The 20909-nt window shown below is 71.3% G+C and carries 11 protein-coding genes and 2 pseudogenes; 8 read left to right on the top strand and 5 right to left on the bottom strand.

The features are described 5' to 3' along the window. Positions 1–31 precede the first annotated feature (31 nt). A complete protein-coding gene (locus ACYVO6_RS36940) occupies positions 32–1024 on the bottom strand; it encodes an AraC-like ligand-binding domain-containing protein (RefSeq protein ID WP_461069090.1) in 993 nt (330 codons plus the stop codon). A 491-nt stretch (positions 1025–1515) separates the two neighbouring features. On the opposite strand from ACYVO6_RS36940, the gene ACYVO6_RS36935 reads away from it, so the two are divergent. Then, on the top strand, positions 1516–3903 hold the full coding sequence (locus ACYVO6_RS36935; RefSeq protein WP_461069088.1) for an ATP-binding protein: 2388 nt from the start codon (positions 1516–1518) through the stop codon (positions 3901–3903). 15 nt (positions 3904–3918) lie between these two features. Here the strand turns inward: ACYVO6_RS36935 and ACYVO6_RS36930 are convergent, their stop codons facing one another. After that, positions 3919–4188 (bottom strand): DUF2630 family protein, encoded by a 270-nt coding sequence (locus ACYVO6_RS36930; protein WP_461069086.1) that lies wholly within the window; start codon positions 4186–4188, stop codon positions 3919–3921. A gap of 280 nt (positions 4189–4468) precedes the next feature. Here ACYVO6_RS36930 and ACYVO6_RS36925 point away from each other — a divergent pair, with 280 nt between their 5' ends. The 5 genes and pseudogenes from ACYVO6_RS36925 to ACYVO6_RS36905 all read left to right on the top strand — a co-directional run. Next, on the top strand, positions 4469–6763 hold the full coding sequence (locus tag ACYVO6_RS36925) for an ATP-binding protein (RefSeq protein WP_461069084.1): 2295 nt from the start codon (positions 4469–4471) through the stop codon (positions 6761–6763). Between the two features lie 132 nt (positions 6764–6895). After that, a complete protein-coding gene (locus ACYVO6_RS36920; protein WP_461069082.1) occupies positions 6896–7381 on the top strand; it encodes a DUF1269 domain-containing protein in 486 nt (161 codons plus the stop codon). A 201-nt stretch (positions 7382–7582) separates the two neighbouring features. Next, positions 7583–8308 carry an alpha/beta fold hydrolase gene (locus ACYVO6_RS36915; RefSeq protein WP_461069080.1) on the top strand — a complete coding sequence of 242 codons (726 nt, stop codon included), beginning with the start codon at positions 7583–7585 and terminating at the stop codon, positions 8306–8308. Positions 8309–8422: 114 nt separating this feature from the next. After that, on the top strand, positions 8423–9277 hold the full coding sequence (locus ACYVO6_RS36910; protein ID WP_461069078.1) for an alpha/beta fold hydrolase: 855 nt from the start codon (positions 8423–8425) through the stop codon (positions 9275–9277). Between the two features lie 209 nt (positions 9278–9486). Beyond that, positions 9487–12078, top strand: a pseudogene (locus tag ACYVO6_RS36905) (FAD-binding and (Fe-S)-binding domain-containing protein); the annotation flags it as partial. A gap of 383 nt (positions 12079–12461) precedes the next feature. Here the strand turns inward: ACYVO6_RS36905 and ACYVO6_RS36900 are convergent. After that, a complete protein-coding gene (locus tag ACYVO6_RS36900) occupies positions 12462–12629 on the bottom strand; it encodes a hypothetical protein (RefSeq protein ID WP_461069173.1) in 168 nt (55 codons plus the stop codon). Between the two features lie 1125 nt (positions 12630–13754). Between ACYVO6_RS36900 and ACYVO6_RS36895 the strand changes: the two genes are divergently transcribed. Then, on the top strand, positions 13755–17510 hold the full coding sequence (locus tag ACYVO6_RS36895; RefSeq protein WP_461069076.1) for a S8 family serine peptidase: 3756 nt from the start codon (positions 13755–13757) through the stop codon (positions 17508–17510). A gap of 273 nt (positions 17511–17783) precedes the next feature. Then, positions 17784–18872: a helix-turn-helix domain-containing protein gene (locus tag ACYVO6_RS36890; RefSeq protein WP_461069074.1), complete on the top strand. Its 1089-nt coding sequence runs from the start codon at positions 17784–17786 to the stop codon at positions 18870–18872. A gap of 391 nt (positions 18873–19263) precedes the next feature. Here the strand turns inward: ACYVO6_RS36890 and ACYVO6_RS36885 are convergent, their stop codons facing one another. Continuing rightward, entirely contained in the window at positions 19264–20607 is a 1344-nt protein-coding gene (locus ACYVO6_RS36885; RefSeq protein ID WP_461069072.1) for a hypothetical protein, read from the bottom strand. Then, positions 20604–20909 (bottom strand): annotated as a pseudogene (locus ACYVO6_RS36880) (hypothetical protein); the annotation flags it as partial. The pseudogene ACYVO6_RS36880 and the gene ACYVO6_RS36885, both read right to left, overlap by 4 nt.

The following is a 20909-nucleotide window of genomic DNA, read 5'->3' as shown; positions in this document are numbered from 1 at the left end:
GGGCACCGGCCGTCCGCCCCGGCACTCCTCCCTACGCGGTGCCGGCTTCTTGACGTACGTCGTCACGCCCTGCCTCCAGCCGCACGCTGCGCCACTCGCGGGGGGAGAGGCCGTAGGCGCCGCGGAACACCCGGCTGAAGTGGGTGGGGTTGACGAAGCCCCAACGCTGGGCGATGGCCGACACCGTGGGCGCGGTGCGGCCGCGGCGGGCCAGTTCCTGGGCGCACCTCTCCAGCCGGCGCCGCTGGATCAGCCGGCTGACCGTGATGCCCTCGTCCTCGAAGAGGCGGTGGAGATAGCGCACCGAGATGTGGTGTGCCCTCGCCACGGACTCCGGTGACAGCGCCGGATCGCCGAGATGCCGGTCGATGTGTTCGCGGACGCGGTGCACGAGGTGGTTCCCGGAGTGTCCGGCACCGGCCGCCGTCTCCTCGCCGCGCTCGGCCACCAGGGTCGAGAAGAGATCGATGAGGCTGTTGGCCAGCCCGCCCGCGGCGGAGGGGGAGTACGCGTGGGCGGAGGCGACCATCGTGACGAGAAAGGGCCTCAGGACCGCGGCGCACCCCCGGTCCGTGCTCATGACGTGGCCGGCCACCCTGGCGAGATCCTCGTCCGACAGGGCCAGCAGGCGGCGCGGGATGTGGACCACGCGGAGGGAGAAGCGCTCGGGGTGGTCCAGGAAGTACGGGCGTGCGGTGTCGTAGACGAACAGGTCGCCCTCGTTCGCCGTGGCCTCGTGGCCGTCCTGCACCAGTACCGTCCTGCCCTCCATCTGGACGCCCACGGCGACGAACGGCTCCGGAGAACGCGCGATGTGGGCCGCCGTCCGCCTGACCCGCTGTGCGTCGGCGTCGACGGCGCAGACCCGCAGGGCACCGAGCCCGTCGGTGGCGATCCGTTCGTCGAACGGGCCCTCGTCGCGCGGAACGACCGTCGTCGGCACCAGTGCCCGATGCACGGCGTAGCGCACGTACGAGCGCTGGTGCGAGTCGGGAACCAGGGAAGTCATCTGCACCGGACTCATCCGGCTCTCCTCTCCAACCATGTGGCAGCGGCGGAGACTGTGAGTCGCAGGCAGCGCGCACGGCCCGGGCTCGCGCCCGTCGGCTCGGCAGACACCGGTCGGTGCCTGGGCAACTGCGGCTGTCTCGTCGCGAACACCCCCGCGACGAGAGCCGGGCAGCGACTCTGCGGCCCGGATCCCCGCCTTGATCAGCCAAGCAGCCCGTCATGCGGGGCTCCAGGCACTAAGCAGGCAGAAAGGCGGCAGTACCGGGCGGGTGAGGAACCGAGGGCGGGGAGCAGCGTCACGCGCTCGCCGAAAGGTACCGACCACCCGGAGGACCGCCGCAAGACTCACCCCGGTACCGTCATCCGCTTGTGATGTCGCGGCCCGCTGCGCGCGGGACGGACCAGCGGGCGTTCACCTCAGGCTCGGCCGCATCGGAGACCATAGGACGGCGACGGGGTCGGTACGGCGTCCTCCGTCTCCGGCGGGCAGTGGTGAGGTGAAACATGACGGTCACGGATTCAATGGCCACGGGGGACGAGCCGGCCTTCGGCTCCCTCCTCAGGGAGCTGCGCCTGGCGGCCTCACTGACCATCGAGGGGCTGGCCGAGGCCTCCGGCGTGAGCGTGCGCGGCATCGGGGACCTCGAACGGGGGCGGCGCGCGGCACCGCAGCGACGTACGGTGACCGCTCTCGCCGAGGGGCTGAAGCTGCCCGCGTCCCAACGGCAGCGCCTGCTGAGCGCGGCCCGGGCCGGCCGCAGCGACGGGTACACCCCCGTCGGCGTGCAGGCCGTGCCGCGCGGGACCCCCGATTTCGTCGGCCGGGAACGGGAACTGTCCTGGTTCACCGGGCTCGCGGGCAAGGTCTCCGGCCGGCAGGCACCGGACGGCGGGGGAGCGACACCGGGCGCGGCCACCGCTCCGGTGATCGTGGCGGTGTCCGGGCCGCCGGGTGCGGGCAAGACGACGCTGGCCCTCCAGGCCGCCCGCCGGCTCGCCGGGCACTTCCCGGACGGCCAGATCGTGGTCGACATGCGAGGGCTGGACACGAAATCACCGGCACCCGCGGAACTCATGCTCGGCGTCCTGCGCGCACTGCGGGTGGCAGACCGTGAACTGATGAACGCCGGCCCCGAGGGCCATGTCCGCCTGTACCGGCAGTCGCTCGCGGAGCGGCGCTTCGTGCTCGTGCTCGACAACGCCCGTGATGAGGCACAGGTGCGCCCGCTGTTGCCCGGGGCCGGCAGCGGGCTCGTGATGGTGACGAGCCGGCGCATGCTCACCGGTCTGGAGGACGTGCACCGTCTGCCCCTGGACGGACTCGACGCACGCGAGGCCACGACGCTGCTGACGGCACTGGCCGGCGCAGAACGGGCGGACACCGACCCGGGGCAGTTCGAGAGGATCGCCCGGTACTGCGGGCACCTGCCGCTCGCCCTGCGCCTGGCGGGCCACTGGCTCGCCGCGCACAAGACGTGGCCCGTGGCCCGGCTCGCCGACCGGCTCGCCCCCGACACGGGGCGGCTGGACGCCCTGGTCGCCGGGGACGTCCGGGTGTCCGCGGCGTTCGACCTGTCCTACCGTCGGCTCAGCACCGCAGCCGCCGGCATGTTCAGGCGGCTCGCCCTGGTGCCGGGCCCCGACGTCGCCGCTGCGGGGGCCGCCCAGTTGTCCGGGCAGCATCTCTTCGACGCCGAAGACACCTTGGAGGAACTGGTCGAGGCGGGCCTGCTGGGCGTCGAACGGGACCGCTACCGGATGCACGACCTGCTGCGGATCTACGCCCTGAACAGGCTGGACGCCGAGGAGGCCCCGGCGGACGTCACCGGCGCCAGAGCCGCGTTGCACGACTGGTTGCTCGGGACCGCGATCGTGGCCGGCCGGTGGTTCGAGCCCGGCTACGGTGAGCCGCCCGCCGACTGGAACGGATACGTCGACCTGTCCACCGCGGACAAGGGACGCCTGTGGCTGCAGGAGGAGGGGGCGAACTGGCTGGCCGCGCTGCGCGCCGCCGCGGGGGCCGGCGAGCACGCCCGGGTGGTGGAGGTGGCCGAGTCCCTGCACTGGTTCTCGGACCAGTGGATCTACTGGGGGCACTGGCCCGAGGTCTTCGCCACCGCCGCCGACAGCGCGAAAGCGTGCGGCGACCCGGTACTGGAGGCGACCCACCTCAACTACCTGGCGTGGGCGCGGCTGGTGTGCGAGGGGCGGTACCGCGACAGCCTCCCCCACTCGGTCGGCGCCCTCGCCCTGGCCGAGGCCGCCGCCGACACGAGCCAGCAGGCGTGGGCCCACTTCTACCAGGCATGGGCGTACCGCAAACTCGCCGAGTACGGGACGGCGGCCGGTCACATGAGCCGGGCGGGCCACCTCTTCGAGTCCGTGGACGACCTCCAGGGGAGCCTGAATGCCCGGCACGGCCTCGCCCTGATCCTGTCGGACTTCGGCCGCAGCGAGGAAGCCCTCGACGCCTTCCGCCGCGCGCTGGAATTCCTGGACGAGGCGGGTGACGGCATCGAGCCGCACGCCGCGGACTTCGCCCGGACGGGTCTCTACGCGGGCATGGCGTACAGCTCCGAACAGCTCGGGATGATGGAGGAGGCCGTCGCCCATCTGCGCCAGGCCATCGACCTCAGCGCCCGAAGCGGCAACACCGGGCTGGAGAGCCGTGACCTCGACAAGCTGGGCCGGATCCTGCTCGGTATGGGGCGCACGGCGGAGGCGCGGGAGGTCTTCGCCCGTATCGTTTCCCTGGGCCCCTACGCGGAACCGCGGATCGCCCGGGAAGCCGCCGCGCGGCTCGGGTCCCGCGATGCCCGTGCGATACGGACGGACAGCGCGGACCGCGAGAAGGGACAGGAGGCCCCCGCGGCCGGTGCGGACCGGCCGTGACGCTCCGCTCGGACCTCAGGACTGGTAGTGCTCGACCAGAGAAGCCGGTCGGACCCGGGCGTCGTCCGGGTCCACGCCGGCCGCGACGCGCGCACGCCGCTGCCGTAGGAGGTCCCAGCACTGGTCGAGTTCCGTCTCCAGCCGCGCCAGACGGGCGTGTTCGGCCTCCTGGCCGACGCGGCCCGCGGCCAGCTCCTCGCGCAGCTCCCTCTCCTCCCCGACCAACTCCGTGATACGGCCCAGGATCTCCGCATCCGCCTCCGCCCGACGGTCTGGGTCCGGCATCGGTGCTCCTTCTTCGGTGGGTGACATCACGGGCGACACGAGTCTGACGCGGGCTCGGGTGTGCGCGCGGCCGGGCCGGCCGGATGTGCGCACAGAGGCACGAGCAGTGCGCTGACGGACAGCAGGAGAGGGACATGGCCGTGCAAAACCGGCAGAGGCTACAGTTGCCGATGAGGCAGCTGGTCGCCTCGACTGTGCACTTCGAGTCAGCGCTCCAGGTTCCACCGCGATCGTCCTTCGAAGGCCGGACCACGGCGCGACGACGAAGGGAACGGGCACGGTGAGCGGCGGGGGACAGGAGCTCGGGGCGCTGCTGCGGCAGCTCCGGCTGGATGCGTTCCTGACCATCGAAGGCCTCGCGGAGGCTTCGGGCGTGAGCGTCCGGGGCATCGGGGACCTGGAGCGGGGGCGGCGCGCGGCTCCCCAGCGGCGCACGGTGGCCGCCCTGGCCGACGGTCTCGGGCTGGACGAGAACCAGCGCGACCGGCTCCTCGAGGCCGCACGCGCGGGACGCGCCGCGCACACCGCCCCCGTCTCCGTCCGTACGTTCCCCCGCGGGACCGACGACTTCGTCGGACGCCGGCACGAGCTGGTCTCGCTGGCCGTGCTCGCGGCGGGGAAGGAGACGTCCGGGCCCGGCGGCACCGAATCCGCGAGCGATGGCTCCGGGCCCGTGGTCGTGGCCGTGTCGGGTGCGCCCGGCATGGGCAAGACCACGCTGGCCCTGCACGCGGCCCAGGAACTGGCGGACCACTTCCCCGATGGCCAGATGGTGCTGGACCTGCGCGGCATGGACGACGACCCGCCGTCCGCCGCCGAACTCATGGCAGGCGTGCTCAAGGCGTTCCACATCGCCGACCAGGAGCTTGTCAAGGTCGGCCCACAGGGGCACGCCCGGCTCTACGAGGAACTCCTCGGCGACCGACGCTGCCTGCTGGTGTTCGACAACGCACGGGACGAGGCCCAAGTGGCGCCGCTGCTGCCGCGCCGCGGCAGGACCATGGTCGTGGTGACCAGCCGGAGGGCGCTCACCGGGCTGCCGGACGTGCACCGGCTCGCACTGGGGGAACTGGCCCCCCAGGAGGCGATCGCCTTCCTCACCGGAATGATCGGGGAGGACCGTGCCTCCCGCGAGGCCGTCGCCCTCAGCGAGGTCGCCCTGCGGTGCGGCTGCCTGCCGCTGGCGCTGCGGGTGGCCGGAAGCCGGCTGGCGACCCGGACCGGCTGGACGGTGCGCCGCCTGGCTGACCGGCTCGCCGTGGACGAACGCCGCCTGGACGCCCTGACCGCCGGGGACAGGACGGTGTCGGCCGCGTTCGACCTCTCCTACCGGCAGCTCACCCCCGACGCTGCTTCCCTGTTCCGACGTCTGTCCGTGGTGCCCGGCCCGGACGCCGGAGTGGCCTGCGCCGCTCATCTGCTGGGGCAGACGCTCCAGTCCGCGGAGGACATCCTGGACGAGCTGGTCGAGGCCGGTCTTCTCGGTACCCACGGTGACCGGTTCAGGCTCCACGACCTCCTGCGCCTGTACGCGCACGGTCGCCTCGTGGCCGAGGAGGGGCGCGAGGGCGGCGAGCGAGTGCGGGCCGGCCTGTACCGCTGGCTCCTGGAGACGACCGTCGTCGCCGGCCGCTGGTTCGAGCCAGGCCACAACGCGGCGTCGGCGCCCGGGCAGTCGCTCGTGGATCTCTCCTCCGCCGAACTGGCCCGCCAGTGGCTGCGGAGCCAGGGGATCAACTGGCTGGCCGCCCTGCGTGCCGCGGCGGAGGCTGGAGACCACGCCATGGTGGCCGAGGTGGCGGAGTCCCTGCACTGGTTCTCCGACCAGTGGATCTTCTGGGGGCACTGGCCCGAGGTGTTCAGCATGGCCGCACACAGCGCCGAGGCCCTGGGAGACCCGCTGCTGGAGGCCACACACCTCAACTACTACGCCTGGACCCTCATCGTCTGCGAGAGCCGTCCCGCCGACAGCCTGCCCGTCTCCGCACAGGCGCTGGCGGCGGCGCGGCGCGCAGGCGATGCGGGGCAACAGGCGTGGGCGTACTACTACCGGGGCTGGGCCCACCGGAGCCTGGACCGGTTCGCGGAAGCGGCCGAGTACTTCGGCCGAGCCGCGTCACTGTTCGAGTCGGCGGGCGATCCGCACGGCAGCCTTCAGGCCGCGCACGGCCGGTCCCACAACCTCCTGGCGGAGGGGCGCGGCGCGGCGGCTCTCGATTCCTACCAGATGACGTTGTCGTTCCTGGAGGAGGCCGGCGACGACGTCGAGCGGCATATCGCCGAATCGGTCCGCATAGGCATCGCCTCCGGAATGGGCAGGAGCTTAGCCCTGCTGGGCAGATGGGACGAGGCGGTCGCGCACATGCGGACCGCGGTGCGCCTCTGCGACGGGCTCGCGAACCTCCCGATGAAGAGCAGGCACCTCTACTACCTGGGCGAAGTGCTCCTCACCGCCGGCCGGAAGGACGAGGCCCGCAAGGCGTTCCGTGCCTGTGCCGCGCTCAGCCCCGACGCAGACCCGCAGCGCCTCATCGACGCGCGGGCGCAACTCGTCCGCATGGATGCCGGAGAGTGACGGGCGAGCCGGCCTTTGCTGCGAGTGCAGGGATGTGTGCTGACACCGCACGGTAGGGCATTCGGCGGCGTCCAGCTTGTACGGGCGGACCTCTACTGGGTGCCTGACACCCTGAACAGGAAAGGTCCACACATGTCTACGCTGACGGTCTGGAAATTCGACGCGCCCGAGAGTGCCCAGCAGGTGGAGCAGACGCTGCTCCGCCTGCAGAAGCAGGAGCTGATCACGGTGGTCGACGCCGCCACCGTCAGTTGGCCCGCGGAGGCGAAGAAGCCCAGGACGAAGCAGCTCACCGACCTGGTGGGTGCGGGCGCTCTGTCGGGCTCCTTCTGGGGGCTGCTCTTCGGCCTGCTCTTCCTCATGCCGCTGCTGGGCGCCGCCGTCGGCGCCGCCGCCGGTGCACTGGGCGGCAAGCTGACCGACGTCGGCATCGACGACGACTTCATCGAGTCGGTGAAGTCACAGGTGACCCGGGGAACTTCCGCGCTCTTCCTGCTGACCCAGGACGAGGTGCTGGAACGTGTGAAGGAGGCATTCCCCACGGAACACGCGGAGTTGATCCGCTCGAACCTCGACCGGGAGCAGGAAAGCCGTCTGCGTGAGGTGTTCGAGGGCTGACAGGCGCCGCTCGGCCCGGACAGCGCTGACGGATAACGCCCTGGGCGCGCAGAGACAGGTCGTCCGCCCGTACGGCCGTAGGTTTTCTTCCCTACCCGCGGTTCTTGGTCCTCGGGCCCCCTCCCGGCGTCGGCCGCCGGTCCGCGGGCAGAGGCATTCGCCGGTCACCGCCCTTCACGAGCAAGAGAAACGAGCCCCATCATGTCCCGTCACGAGAAGCCGACCGTCGTTTTGGTGCACGGCGCGTTCGCCGACGCGTCCAGCTACGCGAGTGTCATCCCCGAGTTGCTCAAGCGCGGCCTGAAGGTCGTCGCGCCGGCCGTTCCCAACCGGAGTCTGATCGGGGACGCGGCGTACATCGCCTCGGTCGTCCGTCAAATCGACGGTCCGGTTGTGCTGGTCGGCCACTCCTACGGTGGCGCCGTGATCACCGTGGCCGGTGTGGAGGAGAACGTCACGGCGCTGGTCTACCTGTCCGGTTACGCGCTGGAGGTGGGGGAGAGCCTGGGCGAGCTCCAGGGCCGGTTCCCCGACTCGGATCTGGCGGCGGCGCTGGTCTACACACCGTTCCCCGTCGAGGGTTCGGACACGCCGGGTACCGACGTCTCCGTCGAGGTCGACAAGTTCCCGGCGATCTTCGCCGCAGACGTCGACCAGGATCTCGCCCAGGTGCTGGCCGTCTCACAGCGTCCGCTGGCGGCACAGGCGTTCGCCGACGCGGCTCCGGCCGCGGCGTGGAAGACCAAGCCGTCGTGGGGTCTGGTGTCGACCTCGGACCACACGATCAACCCCGACGTCGAGCGCTTCGGCTACGAGCGGGCCGGCATGAAGACGATCGAGGTCGACTCCTCCCACCTCGTGATGCTCGCCCACCCCAAGCACGTCGTGGCCCTCATCGAGGAAGCCGTCGAGGCCACCTCCAAGTAGCCCGACCCCACCGGCCCCCGGCCGGGACACACCCCGCGGAGCGCTGCCCGCAACTGCGCCCGCGGGGTGCGCGTGTCCGTGCCGCCGTGGGCCACCCCAAGGAGAAAGCCAAGAATGAACACATCGATGTCCCGCCGCACCGCGACCGTGTCCCTGCTGGCCGGTGCCGCCGCACTCGGTGCGGCCGGTGCCGCCCACTCGGTTACCGCGCCGGCCTCAGCGGACGCCGACACCTCCGGCGGCCACCGGACCCTGCCCACCATCGTGCTGATCCACGGCGCCTTCACCGACGCCTCCAGCTGGAGCGGCGTCGTCACAAGACTGCAGAAGCAGGGGCACCGTGTCGTGGCCCCGCCCGTCCCACTGCGCGGACTGGCCAGTGACGCCGCCTACGTGCGCAGCGTCCTCGACAGCATCGAGGGGCCGGTCGTGCTGGTCGGCCACTCCTACGGAGGGTCCGTCATCAGCCGGGCCGCCGTCGGCGCAGCCTCGGTCAAGGCGCTGGTCTACGTCGCCGCCTTCGTCCCGGACGTGGGCGAGAGCGCCGCGTCACTCGCCGCCAAGTACCCGGGCAGCTCGCTGGGCGACACCACAGTCACCCAGAAGTACCCGCTGCCCGGCGGTGGACAGGGCGACGAACTCGTCATCCGCCAGGACCTGTTCCCCCAGCAGTTCGCGGCCGGTGTCCCCCGCGTCACCGCGGAGACCATGGCCGTCGGACAGCGCCCGATCACCGTGGCGGCGCTGGAGGAACGCGCCACCGCGGCGGCCTGGAAGAAGCTTCCCGCCTGGTACCTCATCGCCACCGAGGACCGGAACATACCGCCGGCGGCGCAGCGGTGGATGGCCGCGCGCGCCAAGGCCCGCACGGTCGCCGCCCGCGTGCCGCACGCCGCAGCGGTGAGCGACCCGCGCGCGGTGACCGAACTGATCCTCGGCGCCGCGCGTTCCGTCCGCTCCGGTCGCTGACCGCCCGCCGCGGCAGGCGGACAGCCGAGGCCGACGCGGCCCAGGGGGCGGGCCGGCCGTTCCTGGCCCCGGCCGGTGCTGGCCGCGGCGGTCCGGCATCGCCGCCCTCCGCCGGACCCTACGGGCGGAAGGTGGCGCGCCCCCGGGGCCCCGAGAGCCCGGCCCCGGCCATGGCACCAGTGCATGACACGTGAAGAAGGGAGCACCGCATGCCGCTGCTCGATCCACAGCCGGGAACGATGCGTCCGCACACGACGAGCGGGCCGTCCGTCGACCGGGTCGCCGACAGCCGGGCGTCCGGCACACCGGAGGACCTGCGGGACGCCCTCGTCGCGGAACTGGGTCCCCACAAGGTCCTGCACACGATCTCGGATCTGGTGCGCTACGCGTCGGACGCCAGCCCGTACCGCCTGGTGCCCCGCGTGGTCGTCATCGCCGAGACCGTCGAGGACGTAGCCGCCGTGCTGCGCCACGCCCGTGACAACGGCCGGCACGTGGTCTTCCGCGCCGCCGGCACCTCGTTGAACGGACAGGCCCAGGGCGACGACATCCTGGTGGACGTACGCCGCCACTGGACCGGGCTGCACATGCTCGACGACGGCGTCAGGGCACGCATCGGACCGGGCACCACCGTGGGACGGGCCAACATCGCCCTGTCCCGGCACGGCCGGCTGATGGGCCCCGACCCCGCCAGCTCCAGCGCCTGCACCGTCGGAGGCGTCGTCGCCAACAACGCCTCCGGCATGACCGCTGGCACCACCCGTAACTCTTACCGGCTGCTGTCCTCCTTGACCGCCGTACTGCCCTCCGGCACGGTCGTCGACACTGGCGCCCCGGACGCCGAGCAACGGCTGCGGGCGGCGGAGCCGGACCTGTGCGAGACCCTGCTCGCGCTCAAGGCCGAGATCGAGGCGGACAGCGCGCTCGTGGCGCGGATCCGCGCCAAGTACGAACTGAAGAACACCAGCGGATACTGACTGGACGCGTTCCTCGACGGATCGAGTGCCGTGAAGATCCTGAGGGGCCTCATGGTCGGTTCCCAGGGCACCCTGGGATTCATCGCCGAAACGGTCTTCGACACCGTCCCCCTGGACCGCATGACCTGCACGGCACTGCTGTTCTTCCCCGACCTGCCCGCCGCTGCTGCCGCCGTGCCGTTCTTCAACCAGGCGGGCGCACGCGCCGTCGAGCTGATGGACGGCAACACGCTGCGCGCCTGCGCCGCCGTCGACGGCGTGCCCGACGACTGGCAGGACATCCCGCAGGAGAACGCCGCGCTGCTGGTCGAGTTCCGCGCCGCCACGCAGGAGGACCACCTCGCCCACCGGCAGGCCGCCGCGAACGTCCTCAAGGGGCTGCGCCTGGTTACCCCGGTGGCGTCGGTGACGAACACCTTCGTCACCGATCCAGGTGTGGCGCACACCTACTGGCATGCCCGCGAAGCGTTCATGACGGCCGTGGGCAAGGCCCGCCCCTCGGGAACGACACTGATCACCGAGGACTTCGCCGTCCCGCCCTCGCGCCTGGCGGAGGCCGGCGAGGCGCTGCTGGAGATGCAGCGGCGCCACGGCTACGACGCCGCGGTGGCCGGGCACGCGGCCCACGGCAACCTGCATTTCCTGCTCGCCTTTGACGCCTCCCGTCCCGAGGACGTCGAGCGGTACGCGGCGTTCATGGACGAGTTCTGCGCCATGGTGGTTGACCGGTTCGACGGCTCCCTCAAGGCGGAGCACGCCACCGGCCGCAACATGACCCCGTTCCTGGAGGCCGAGTGGGGCCCTGCCGCCACGGAGCTGATGTGGCGCGTCAAGCAGGCGTTCGACCCACACGGGGTGATCGCCCCGGGAGTGGTGCTGAACCGTGACGCGACGGCCCACCTGAAGCACCTGAAGACGATCCCGGTCATCGAGGCCGTCGCTGACCCCTGCATCGAGTGCGGCTTCTGCGAACCGGTCTGCCCCAGCAGGGACCTCACGACGACGCCCCGGCAGCGGATCGTGCTCCGCCGCGAGATGCTGCGCCAGCCCGCCGGCTCGCCCGTCACGGACAGCCTGCTGGCCTCGTACGGCTATGACGCCGTGGACACCTGCGCGGGCGACTCGACCTGCAAGATCGCCTGCCCGGTCGGCATCGACACCGGCGCCATGATGAAGGGGTTCCGTCACCAGCGGCACGGCGAGCGTGCCGAGCGGAACGCGGAGCGCGTCGCCGAGCACTTCGCGGCCGTGGAGAAGACCGTACGCGTTGCCCTCGGCGTCGCCGAGCATGTCGACGACCGCCTGCTCAACCGCGCCACCACCCTCGCCCGCAAGGCGGTCGCCCCCGACCTGGTGCCCGAGTGGATCAGCGCGATCCCCGGTCCCGCCTCCGCAAGGCTGCCCCGAACCCGGCGCGAGGGGGCAGCCGCCGTCTACTTCGTCGCCTGCGTCTACCGGATCTTCGCCGGCCCCCGGGGAGGGGAGGACCTGTCCCTGCCGGAGGCCGTAGTGACGCTCTCGGAGCGCGCGGGGCGCCCCGTCTGGGTGCCCTCGGACATCGCCGGCTCCTGCTGCGCCACGATCTGGCACTCCAAGGGGTATGACGACGGCAACACCTACATGGCCAATCAGACCGTCGAACGGGCCTGGAAGTGGACGGACGGCGGGCGGCTGCCGCTCGTGGTCGACGCCTCCTCGTGCACCCTCGGCATCGGACACGAGATCACCCCGTACCTGACGCCGGAGAACAAGCGCCGGCACGAGCGGCTCGACGTGGTCGACTCCCTGGTGTGGGCCGCCCGGGAACTCCTGCCGCACCTCACCGCCGTCGCTGACCTCCGGCCCGGTCCAGACGTTCTCCCAGGTGGCGCCGTCGTCCGTGCTGGCGTCCACGGTCATGTGCTGCTGGTTGGGGTTGTGCAGGTACGCGGTCTTGAAAGTGAGTTGCGCCGACTGCGAAGCGGACAGGTCGTACTCAGGGCTGACAAGCCGGCTGTCCTGATACGGGCCGATCTCGGCCCGTTGTCGCTCTCGACGACGGCGAAGGAGCCATCGCCGCCGTGGAATTGCCGCGTACCGAGTCGGCGCGGCGGCATCAACGGATCCGCCTTGGCCCTGCCCATCCGCCCGCCCCAGAACAAGGGCCACATCCCGGCGCACACGGGAAGGCAGAGTGCACCCATCCGGTCGTCCTCTGGTTCCCGCTCTTACTCGTTCGAGTTCGGTGCTTCCAGCGGCAGCCAGCCTCGTTCGGCTGCGCGGAGGGCGATCTGGAAGCGTGTTCTGGCGCCCAGTGCGCTGCCGGCCTCGCTCACGTGCTTCTGCACGGTGCGGCGGCTGATGTTGAGGACCCGGGCGATCGCGTCGTCCTTCATCCCGGTCGCCATGAGGTCGAGGATCGCCTGGGTTCGTTCGTCTATCCGTGTCGTCTGCCGGGTCCGGCGGGGGGCGGGCCAGTCCTGCCGGCTTTCCAGCGACACCGGCACCGCCTGTTTCCAGATGGCCTCGAACAGCGCGGCGAGCGCGGCGACGAGGGCAGGTGAGTGGACCACGAGTGATCCTGCCGAGGGACGGTCGTCATGCAGGGGCAGGAGGGCGGCGGTGCGGTCGAACAGGACCAGTTTGACGGGAAGTCGGGAACTGAGACGGAACTCTCCGCCGCTGGCGCTGCCCCGCAGTGCCGTCTCCAGTGACACCGTGTCCGTGAAGCCCTCGGTGTCGTAGACCGACCGCAGCCGTAGTCCCGCGCGGAACTCCGGCGGTGCGGAATCCCCTTGACCGGAGTCATCCCCGTCACCGGAGGCATCCGCGGGCCCGGTCACATAGGGCGGCTTGGCCAGGTGCAGCACTTCATGGGTGCTGCCCTTGAGGAGATGCGCATAGCGTGCGGTGACCTCCTCGTTGTCTTCCAGGACCTCCACCAGGTGCGGAGCCTGCGGGCGGGCCGCCAAGTCGTAGATCTCGTGAAGTTGCTCCATGTACAGCTCGGCCTGGGCCAGTTCGGCGCGCCTGCGGGCCAGCAGGGAGGCCAGGGACGAGCGCGGTGGGCCGGCCTTCCACCGCGGGGGCCGGCCGGCGATGGGGATGACCAGGAGTACGTCCTCCAGAGACCGCAGTGCCGTCTCGACCTCTTCGCGCGACGCGCCGACCGCGGCCGCCACGGTGAGGGAAGAGGCGGAGGCGTGACCCACCAGGTACTCCAGGACTCGGCCACTGAGCTCGTCCAGCCCGATGCCGGCCCAAGGGCCGTCCGACATCACATCCATGCAGCCTGACGCTCCCGCTGTAGTGCGCATCGGTGTTGAACGTGTCGCTGCCGCACCTCGGCGCCACCGCTCGCGGGACGCAAGCGCATGTGGGCAATTGCGCGAAGCCGCGACAGCCGGATCTTGTCGCGCATGACGCGACACCGTCAAGGTGGGCACGCTCCCACCAGTCCCGAAGGCGCGACTGGCCTGCGCATCAACTGCCAGTACACCCATTCAAGTCGAGGGAATCCTTTGACACGCCACCCCTCCGGAAGACGGCGCCGCCTGCTTGTGGTCGCGGCCGCCCTCCTGGTCACCACGGCGACCCCGCACGTGACCTCCTCCGCAGACACCTCGCCGGCCGACAGCTCGGCCGGCGCCGCCGCCGCTGACAACGTTGCCGCATCCGTAGTCACCCTGGTGACCGGCGACAAGGTCACCGTCGCCCCCGGTGCCGGCGACAGCCCCGGCACGCTCACCGTTCAGGGTCCCGACGGCGAGCCCACCGCCGCCCGCGTGCTGACCGTGGGCGGCGACACCTACGTCTATCCCGACTCCGCCCGCCCCTACCTGGCATCCGGCGCCCTGGACGACCAACTCTTCAACGTCTCCCGCCTCGTGGCCGACGGCTACGACGACGCGGCGCTCGAGCACCTGCCCCTCATCGTCACCTACGGCGGCAAGGAGGCGTCCGCCTCCGCTCTGCGCCGACGCGCCGACGCCATGCCGGGCGAGGTCACGGACGTACACCCCCTCACCAGCGTCAACGGGGTGGCCCTCGCAGCGGACCGCGAGGACACCGACGCCCTGTGGAGCGCGCTCACCGGCACCCAGGCCGCCCCCGCGAAGATGCCGGACACCGACGGGGCCTTCCGCGGCGGCGTCGCCAAGGTCTGGCTCGATGGCAAGGCCGAGGCCACCCTCAGCGACTCGGTCGCCCAGATCGGCGCCCCCGAGGTCTGGGCGGGTGGCAACACCGGGGACGGCGTCGACGTGGCCGTCCTCGACACCGGCTACGACCCGGGCCACCCCGACCTGAAGGACACGGTCGAGGACAGCGCCAGCTTCGTCCCCGGCCAGGACGTCACCGACCGCCAGGGCCACGGCACGCACGTCGCCTCCACCATCGCCGGCAGCGGCGCCGCCTCCGACGGCAAGGAGAAGGGTGTCGCACCCGGCGTCGACCTGCATGTCGGCAAGGTCCTGGCCAACGAGGGCTACGGCTACGACTCCTGGATCCTGGCGGGCATGGAGTGGGCCGCCCGCGACGTCCACGCCCGGGTCATCAGCATGAGCCTGGGCAGCAGCGAGAACGCCGACGGCGACACCGTGCTCGCCCGGGCCGTGAACGAGCTGAGCGCCGAGACCGGCGCCCTGTTCACCATCGCCGCCGGCAACGACGGTCCCGGTGCCCAGACGGTCCGGTCACCCGGCACCGCCGACGCGGCCCTGACCGTCGGCGCGGTCGACGCCTCCGACGCCCTCGCCGACTTCTCCAGCCGTGGCCCCCGCTACGGCGACGACGCCCTCAAGCCCGAGATCACCGCGCCCGGCGTCGGCATCCTGGCCGCCCGCTCGCAGTACACGGCCACCGGCTCCGGCTACTACATGACCGCCAGCGGCACCTCCATGGCGACCCCGCACGTGGCCGGCGTGGCCGCGCTGGTCGCCGCCGCGCACCCCGACTGGACCGGCAGCCGCATCAAGGACGCCCTGGTCAGCACGGTCAAGCCCACGCCCGACATCAGTGCGGACGACGGCGGCAACGGCCGGGCGGACGCCGCCGCGGCGGCCACGGCGACGCTCACCGCCACCGGTAAGATCGACGCCGGCATCCACTCGCCCGGCACGGACAACGGCACGGTGCAGTCCACGGCGACCTGGACCAACACCGGCGACAAGGCCGTCACCGTGGACCTCGCCGTGGACGCCCCCGGCGTTCCCGACGGCGTCTTCACCGTCACCCCCAGCCGCGTCGAGGTGCCCGCGCACGGCACCGCGACCGCCACGGTCACCACCGACCTGGACAAGGCGGGCGACCTCCAGCGCCGGACCGGACAGCTGACGGCGTCCGCCGGGGGCACCGCGCTGACCCGCACACTGCTCGGCGTCAGCACCCGCCAACAGCTGTTCCACGTCCGCACCAAGATCACCGGCCGCTCCGGCGAGGCCACGGACGGCGTCCTCACCTTCTACCGCAAGGGCGACGAGTACGCGGGCACCTACCTCTACGGCAACGGCCAGTCGGACGAACTGCTGCCGCCCGGCCTCTACACCGTCTACGCCGACTTCCGGGTGGAGGGCACGCACGGCACCGCCTCGGCCGGATACGCCCGCATGGTCATCCCCGAGGTGAAGGTGACCGGCACCACCGACCTCGTACTGGACGGCTCCAAGCTCAAGGAGGTCAAGACCGTCACGCCGAAGAAGACCGAGAACTTCTCCCGGCGCCTGGACTACTACCGCAAGTTCAAGGACGGCTCCTCGGTCGCCGACATGTCGCTGATCGGCGACGGCTACGACAGCGTCTGGACGGCGCCCACGGCCGCGCCCAGGGACGGCGAGCAGTACCTCACCGCCCGCTGGCGCAACCAGGAACCGCTGCTGTCGGTGACCGCCGGCGGGCAGGAGTTCGACGACCTGTGGATCATGCCCGGCTCGGCGAAACTGCCCGAGGACGACCACATCCTCGACCTGATCCACCCGGGCGACGGTCTCCCGGAGGACTACGAAGGCGTCGATGCCGCCGGCAAGGCCGCCGTGGTGCGCTGGGACTCCGGCGACGAGGACACGGCGGACGACCAGATCAGGGCCGCGCAGGCTGCGGGCGTGAAGCTGCTGCTGTTCGTCAACGACCTCGACGGGCGACTGCGCGAGCCCATCATCAAGTCCTCCATCGAGGTGGTGGGCCTGTCCCGCACGAACGGCGACAAGCTCATGGCGAGCGTCGACGCGAGCACGACGGGCAGCGTGCGTCTGCGGGCCGTCTCCCGCCCCGACACGGACTACCTGTACGACCTGGTCCACACCTGGAAGGGCCACATCCCCGCCAACCCCGTCTACGCACCCACGACCGGGCAACTGGCCCGGGTCGAGACCACCTTCCACAACCCCACCGGCCGTGAGGTGTACGAGAACCGCTACGACATCCACCCCTGGACCACATACCAGGTCGCCACCAACCGGCTGAGCACGGCCGGCGCGCACCGCACCGACTACGTCAGCACCGACAACACGTTCTCGTGGACCGAGGAGGGCGAGCTCCAGTCCCTGTCCTACAGCGCGTCCGGAGCGGTCACCTATCCGGCGGGCCGTACCACGGACGTGGAGTGGTTCGGGCCCGTGGTGCGGCCCCGCATCAACGACAGCATCCAACTGCCCGTCCGCACCGGCGACGCCGTGGACGTCATCATCCCGTCTTGGGGCGACTCCGGCGGCGGCCACGCCAACTACGCCGCCTTCGGCAGCTCCGACACCACCCAGGAGACCTCGCTGTACCGGGGCGACACCCTCCTCGCCGAGGGCGGCACCGGGGTGAGCGCGACCGTACCGGCTGCGAAGGGCACCTACCGTCTGGTGCACACGGCGACCCGTACCGCCACGGCCGCCTTCCCCTACTCGACCGACACGCGCACCGAGTGGACATTCACCTCCGCGGCGCCCAAGAACGCCGACGACAGCGAGCAACTCCCGCTCGTCCAGGTGGACTACACCCTGCCGACGTCCGACGACGGCAGGGCAGCGGCCGACGCGACCCTGCTGGTCACTCCGCTGCACCTGCGGGGCGGCTCCGAGGCGGCGCTCAACACCCGCAAGGTGGAACTGTCCTACGACGACGGCGCCACCTGGACGACGGCACGCCTCAGCGGCAGGGGCAACGGCAAGGTGAGCCTGTCGCTGCACGCGCCCGCCTCCGCGCAGTACCTCACGCTGCGCGTCCAGGCCGGTGACAGCCGCGGCAACACCGTGACGCAGACCGTCGTACGCGCCGCGGGAATCGCCGGCTGACCTCGGCGTGAGCGAAGTCGCCCGGCGGTCCCCGCACGACCGCCGGGCGTCGGCCTCGGCCGTACCCCCCAGCGGTCGCTGGGGCCCGGTGATGAGCTCGTCAGCTCGATCGCGGGCATCGGCGAGCTGCGGCGGCGCTTCTCGCCCGAGTGACGAACCCTCGGGCGTCCCGTGAACCGGCTGCCTCGCCCATCTGGCGCGTTCACGTGATGTGCGGGTCCTCGGAGAGTCGGCAAGGTGTGCGCAAGTACCCCGGCTCGGAGGGCGGAGAACATGTCAGCGGATGCAGATTCACCGGACACGACGGGACGACCGGAGGCAGCCCTCTACGCCACGGCCGCGGTACCCGCCCACCGGAGACCGGTCTACTGGCGGGACGCCCTGGCCCGCACCTTCTCGGCGCCCGACGTCTCTCTTCCGGGCGAGGACTGCTCGGGGACCATCCGGACCTCCTGGCTCGGGCCGGTGCGGGTCGCCACGGTGGAGGGCGGCCCGGTGGCGATAGGGCGGCCCGCGCAGCCGGCCGGAACACGCCTGGGCGAGGCGCTGGTCGTCATGTCCCCGGCCGAGGGCGAAGCCTCCGTCGAGCAGGACGGCAGGGAGGCGCGCGTACGCCCCGGGGAGACCGTCTTCTGCGACATGACGCGGCCGATCCGCATCGGCTTCACCTCCGCGTTCCACGTGAAGGCCCTGGTGCTCCCGCAGCGGCTTCTGGGCCTGACGGAGCTTGGCCTGCGACGGCTGACGACCACCCCCATGAGCCCCGACACGCCGTACGGCGCCCTGCTGGGGCCGGTGCTGACCAAGCTCGCGGACACAGCGCCGACGCTGTCCCGCGGCACCGGCGAGGCGCTCGCACGCCACGTCGTCGACCTGCTCTCCGTGCTGGCCGAGGAGCGACTGAATCAGGACGGAGGCGACCCGCCGGGCGCCGCGGCACATCTGCTGCCCCGCATCCAGGCGTTTATCGAGCGGCAGCTCGGCGATCCCGACCTGGCCCCGGAGTCGATAGCCCGCGCCCACGGTATCTCCGTGCGGTACCTGCACCGGCTCTTCGAGCACGAGGACACCACTGTCCGACGGTGGATCCAGCGCCGTCGACTCCAGGAGTGCCGCCGCGAGCTGGCCCGCCGCGGGTCGGCCGGCCTGACCATCTCCGGGGTGGCCCGCCGCTGGGGATTCACCAGCGCCGCTCACTTCAGTCGCGCGTTCCGGACGATGTACGGGATGTCACCGGCGGAGTGGCGGGCCTTCAGGGTCCCGGACGCCAGCACGCCCGCGCCGGTCGGCGTGGCTGTTGGTTGCCAGGCCGCAACGGAGCTGCGGCCTCGGCGCCCGATCTCAGGGGACACGGCAGCCTGAGCCGGTCGGCCGGCAGGCGACAGGCCACTGACCGCCGACGTGCCGGCGTCATCGGAACGGGCCGCTGCGGGTGCCGGAGGCCGATGGGGACGCCGCCACCTGCCCGGAGCGGCTGACCGCCCTCTTCCACGTCCACGGAACCTGGGCCTGCGCAGCAGCCACTGCCCGAACGTCCGACGCGGGGGCCGCATCACCACGCTCCCGAGGACGGTCACACGCTGTACTTCGAATCGGTACTCATAGGGGACGCGACCTATTACACGCTGAGAGCGTGGCTGTACAGGATTCCCTGGCGTGCGCGCCCAGCAGGACGAGCGTCCCAGTGGTGTGCGGAGCACATGGCCAAATACCGGAGACTGCAGGGTTGAAATAGGCACGGTTGGCCGAGCTTCTACGACCGGGAGTCCGCGAGGAAGGACACCCGTGAACTCATGACCACCGCTGACTCGGCGGACAGGACGGCCGAGAGATCGGTGAAGAGCCGCAGGAATCCGGCGGGGCTCGATTCGTCGACCCCCTCGTCGACGGCGTCGAGCACGCACAGCGCCGTCCCGGACCGGATCAGGTAGAGGAAGAGGTCGAAGGCGCGGGAGCGGTCCGACGCCGTCATGGCCGGAGCCAGCAGACGGGCCGCGTACTCGGAGAACGGTTCGTCCTTCGGTTTGAGCCCGAGGTCGAAGTAGAAGCGGAAGCGGCGGATCTCCGGGTCGGCCGCGAGTGCGCGTAGCAGCGTGCTCTTTCCGCTTCCGGGACGACCGGTGACCAGTACGTTCGCGCTGCCGCGCGCGAGGCGCGCGAGCAGCTCCGCCGCGTCCCCGAACTCCATCACCTGGGCGTCGCCGGTGCGCGGGTCGGTGGTCAGCGTCGCGGCGGCGACAGCGGCTCGCGGCTCTGCGGGATTGGCGGCGGAGGCGAGAGGAGCGAGGTGGTTGTCGAGATTGACGATGGTGTCGACGAAACCGTCGTAGCGCACGATCCTGAAGTCCAGGCCCAACAGCTGATGGAGCGTGCCGGACGCCCCGCCGTCGCCGCCGTCGTCGTCGTCCAGGACGACGAACCGGGTGAGCTTGGGCAGCCGGGTACGCAGGAGCTCGCCACCGCTGGAGGCAAGGACGGTGCTCAGATCGTCGGCGTCCCGGGAGAGCATCAGCTCCACGTACTCCAGCCGCATTCCCGACTCGCGGCAGAACAGCTGGTACACGGTGTCCGGGCTGAGGACGAAGCGCTTGGCCTGCCGATAGCCGAGGGTGACGTACAGCCCGGCGAGGAACTCGCAGCGGCGCGCCACCTCGGGGGCCACGTCGGACTCACCGCCGAGCAGCGCCGCGCTCCCGGTGTCGGTGAACCAGACCAGCACATCGACAAGCCTGCGGACCGCCAACAGCCCGTCCTCGTCGCTGATGTCGTACCCGTCGTGTGTGGACCGGTTGCGCAGCCGCCGGATGTCGTCGAGCGCGTCCAGGACCGTACTGCTGCGGATGTATGGTCGGCAGCGCTTGACGAGGTCGTTCAGGGCCTTCGTCGAAGGGTCGCCCTCGACGCCGTGGTGGCGCCACAGTTCCTTGAGGAGCTTCTCGGTCAGTTTCCCCACCAGGGCGACCGCGTTCTCCGGATATCCGTCGTTGAGGGACCGCAGCGGCCGCTCCAGATCGAGCCCTAATCGATCGGCGATCCGCGCGTGGTCGTCGAGTTCACTCCGCAGGCGCCGCAGCCGTTCATCGACCACGGTGCTCACCGATCCTCCCCTCGTCGCTGCCCGAGGACGAACGCGAACCGGTCGGGAAACACCAGGACGGGCTCCGGATGCGCGGTACGCATCTCTTCGATGCCCTTCTCGATCTCGCTGTCGCTGAACGTGGACAGCAGCGACATGTAGCGGGCGCGCACCATGCCCAGGTACTTGTCCCGGTCGATGCGCAGCTCATGCTCGACGTGGCCGAGACCGGCCTCCAACCCGGCCGCGCGCAGGTCCCTGAGCTGTACTGAGATTTGTGGAGTCCCTGATGCCAGGGTTACGGTCCTGGCGAAGGAGAACCA

The organism is Streptomyces pseudoechinosporeus, from assembly GCF_054783935.1.
This window is presented reverse-complemented; position numbering and strand designations above follow the sequence as displayed.

Excerpts from the sequence above, each read along its gene's own strand:
- ACYVO6_RS36890 (WP_461069074.1), top strand. The coding sequence starts at position 17,784 with ATGTCAGCGGATGCAGATTCACCGGACACGACGGGACGACCGGAGGCA.
- ACYVO6_RS36935 (WP_461069088.1), top strand. The coding sequence starts at position 1,516 with ATGACGGTCACGGATTCAATGGCCACGGGGGACGAGCCGGCCTTCGGC.
- ACYVO6_RS36910 (WP_461069078.1), top strand. The coding sequence starts at position 8,423 with ATGAACACATCGATGTCCCGCCGCACCGCGACCGTGTCCCTGCTGGCC.
- ACYVO6_RS36915 (WP_461069080.1), top strand. The coding sequence starts at position 7,583 with ATGTCCCGTCACGAGAAGCCGACCGTCGTTTTGGTGCACGGCGCGTTC.
- ACYVO6_RS36930 (WP_461069086.1), bottom strand. The coding sequence starts at position 4,188 with ATGCCGGACCCAGACCGTCGGGCGGAGGCGGATGCGGAGATCCTGGGC.
- ACYVO6_RS36920 (WP_461069082.1), top strand. The coding sequence starts at position 6,896 with ATGTCTACGCTGACGGTCTGGAAATTCGACGCGCCCGAGAGTGCCCAG.
- ACYVO6_RS36900 (WP_461069173.1), bottom strand. The coding sequence starts at position 12,629 with ATGAAGGACGACGCGATCGCCCGGGTCCTCAACATCAGCCGCCGCACC.
- ACYVO6_RS36940 (WP_461069090.1), bottom strand. The coding sequence starts at position 1,024 with ATGAGTCCGGTGCAGATGACTTCCCTGGTTCCCGACTCGCACCAGCGC.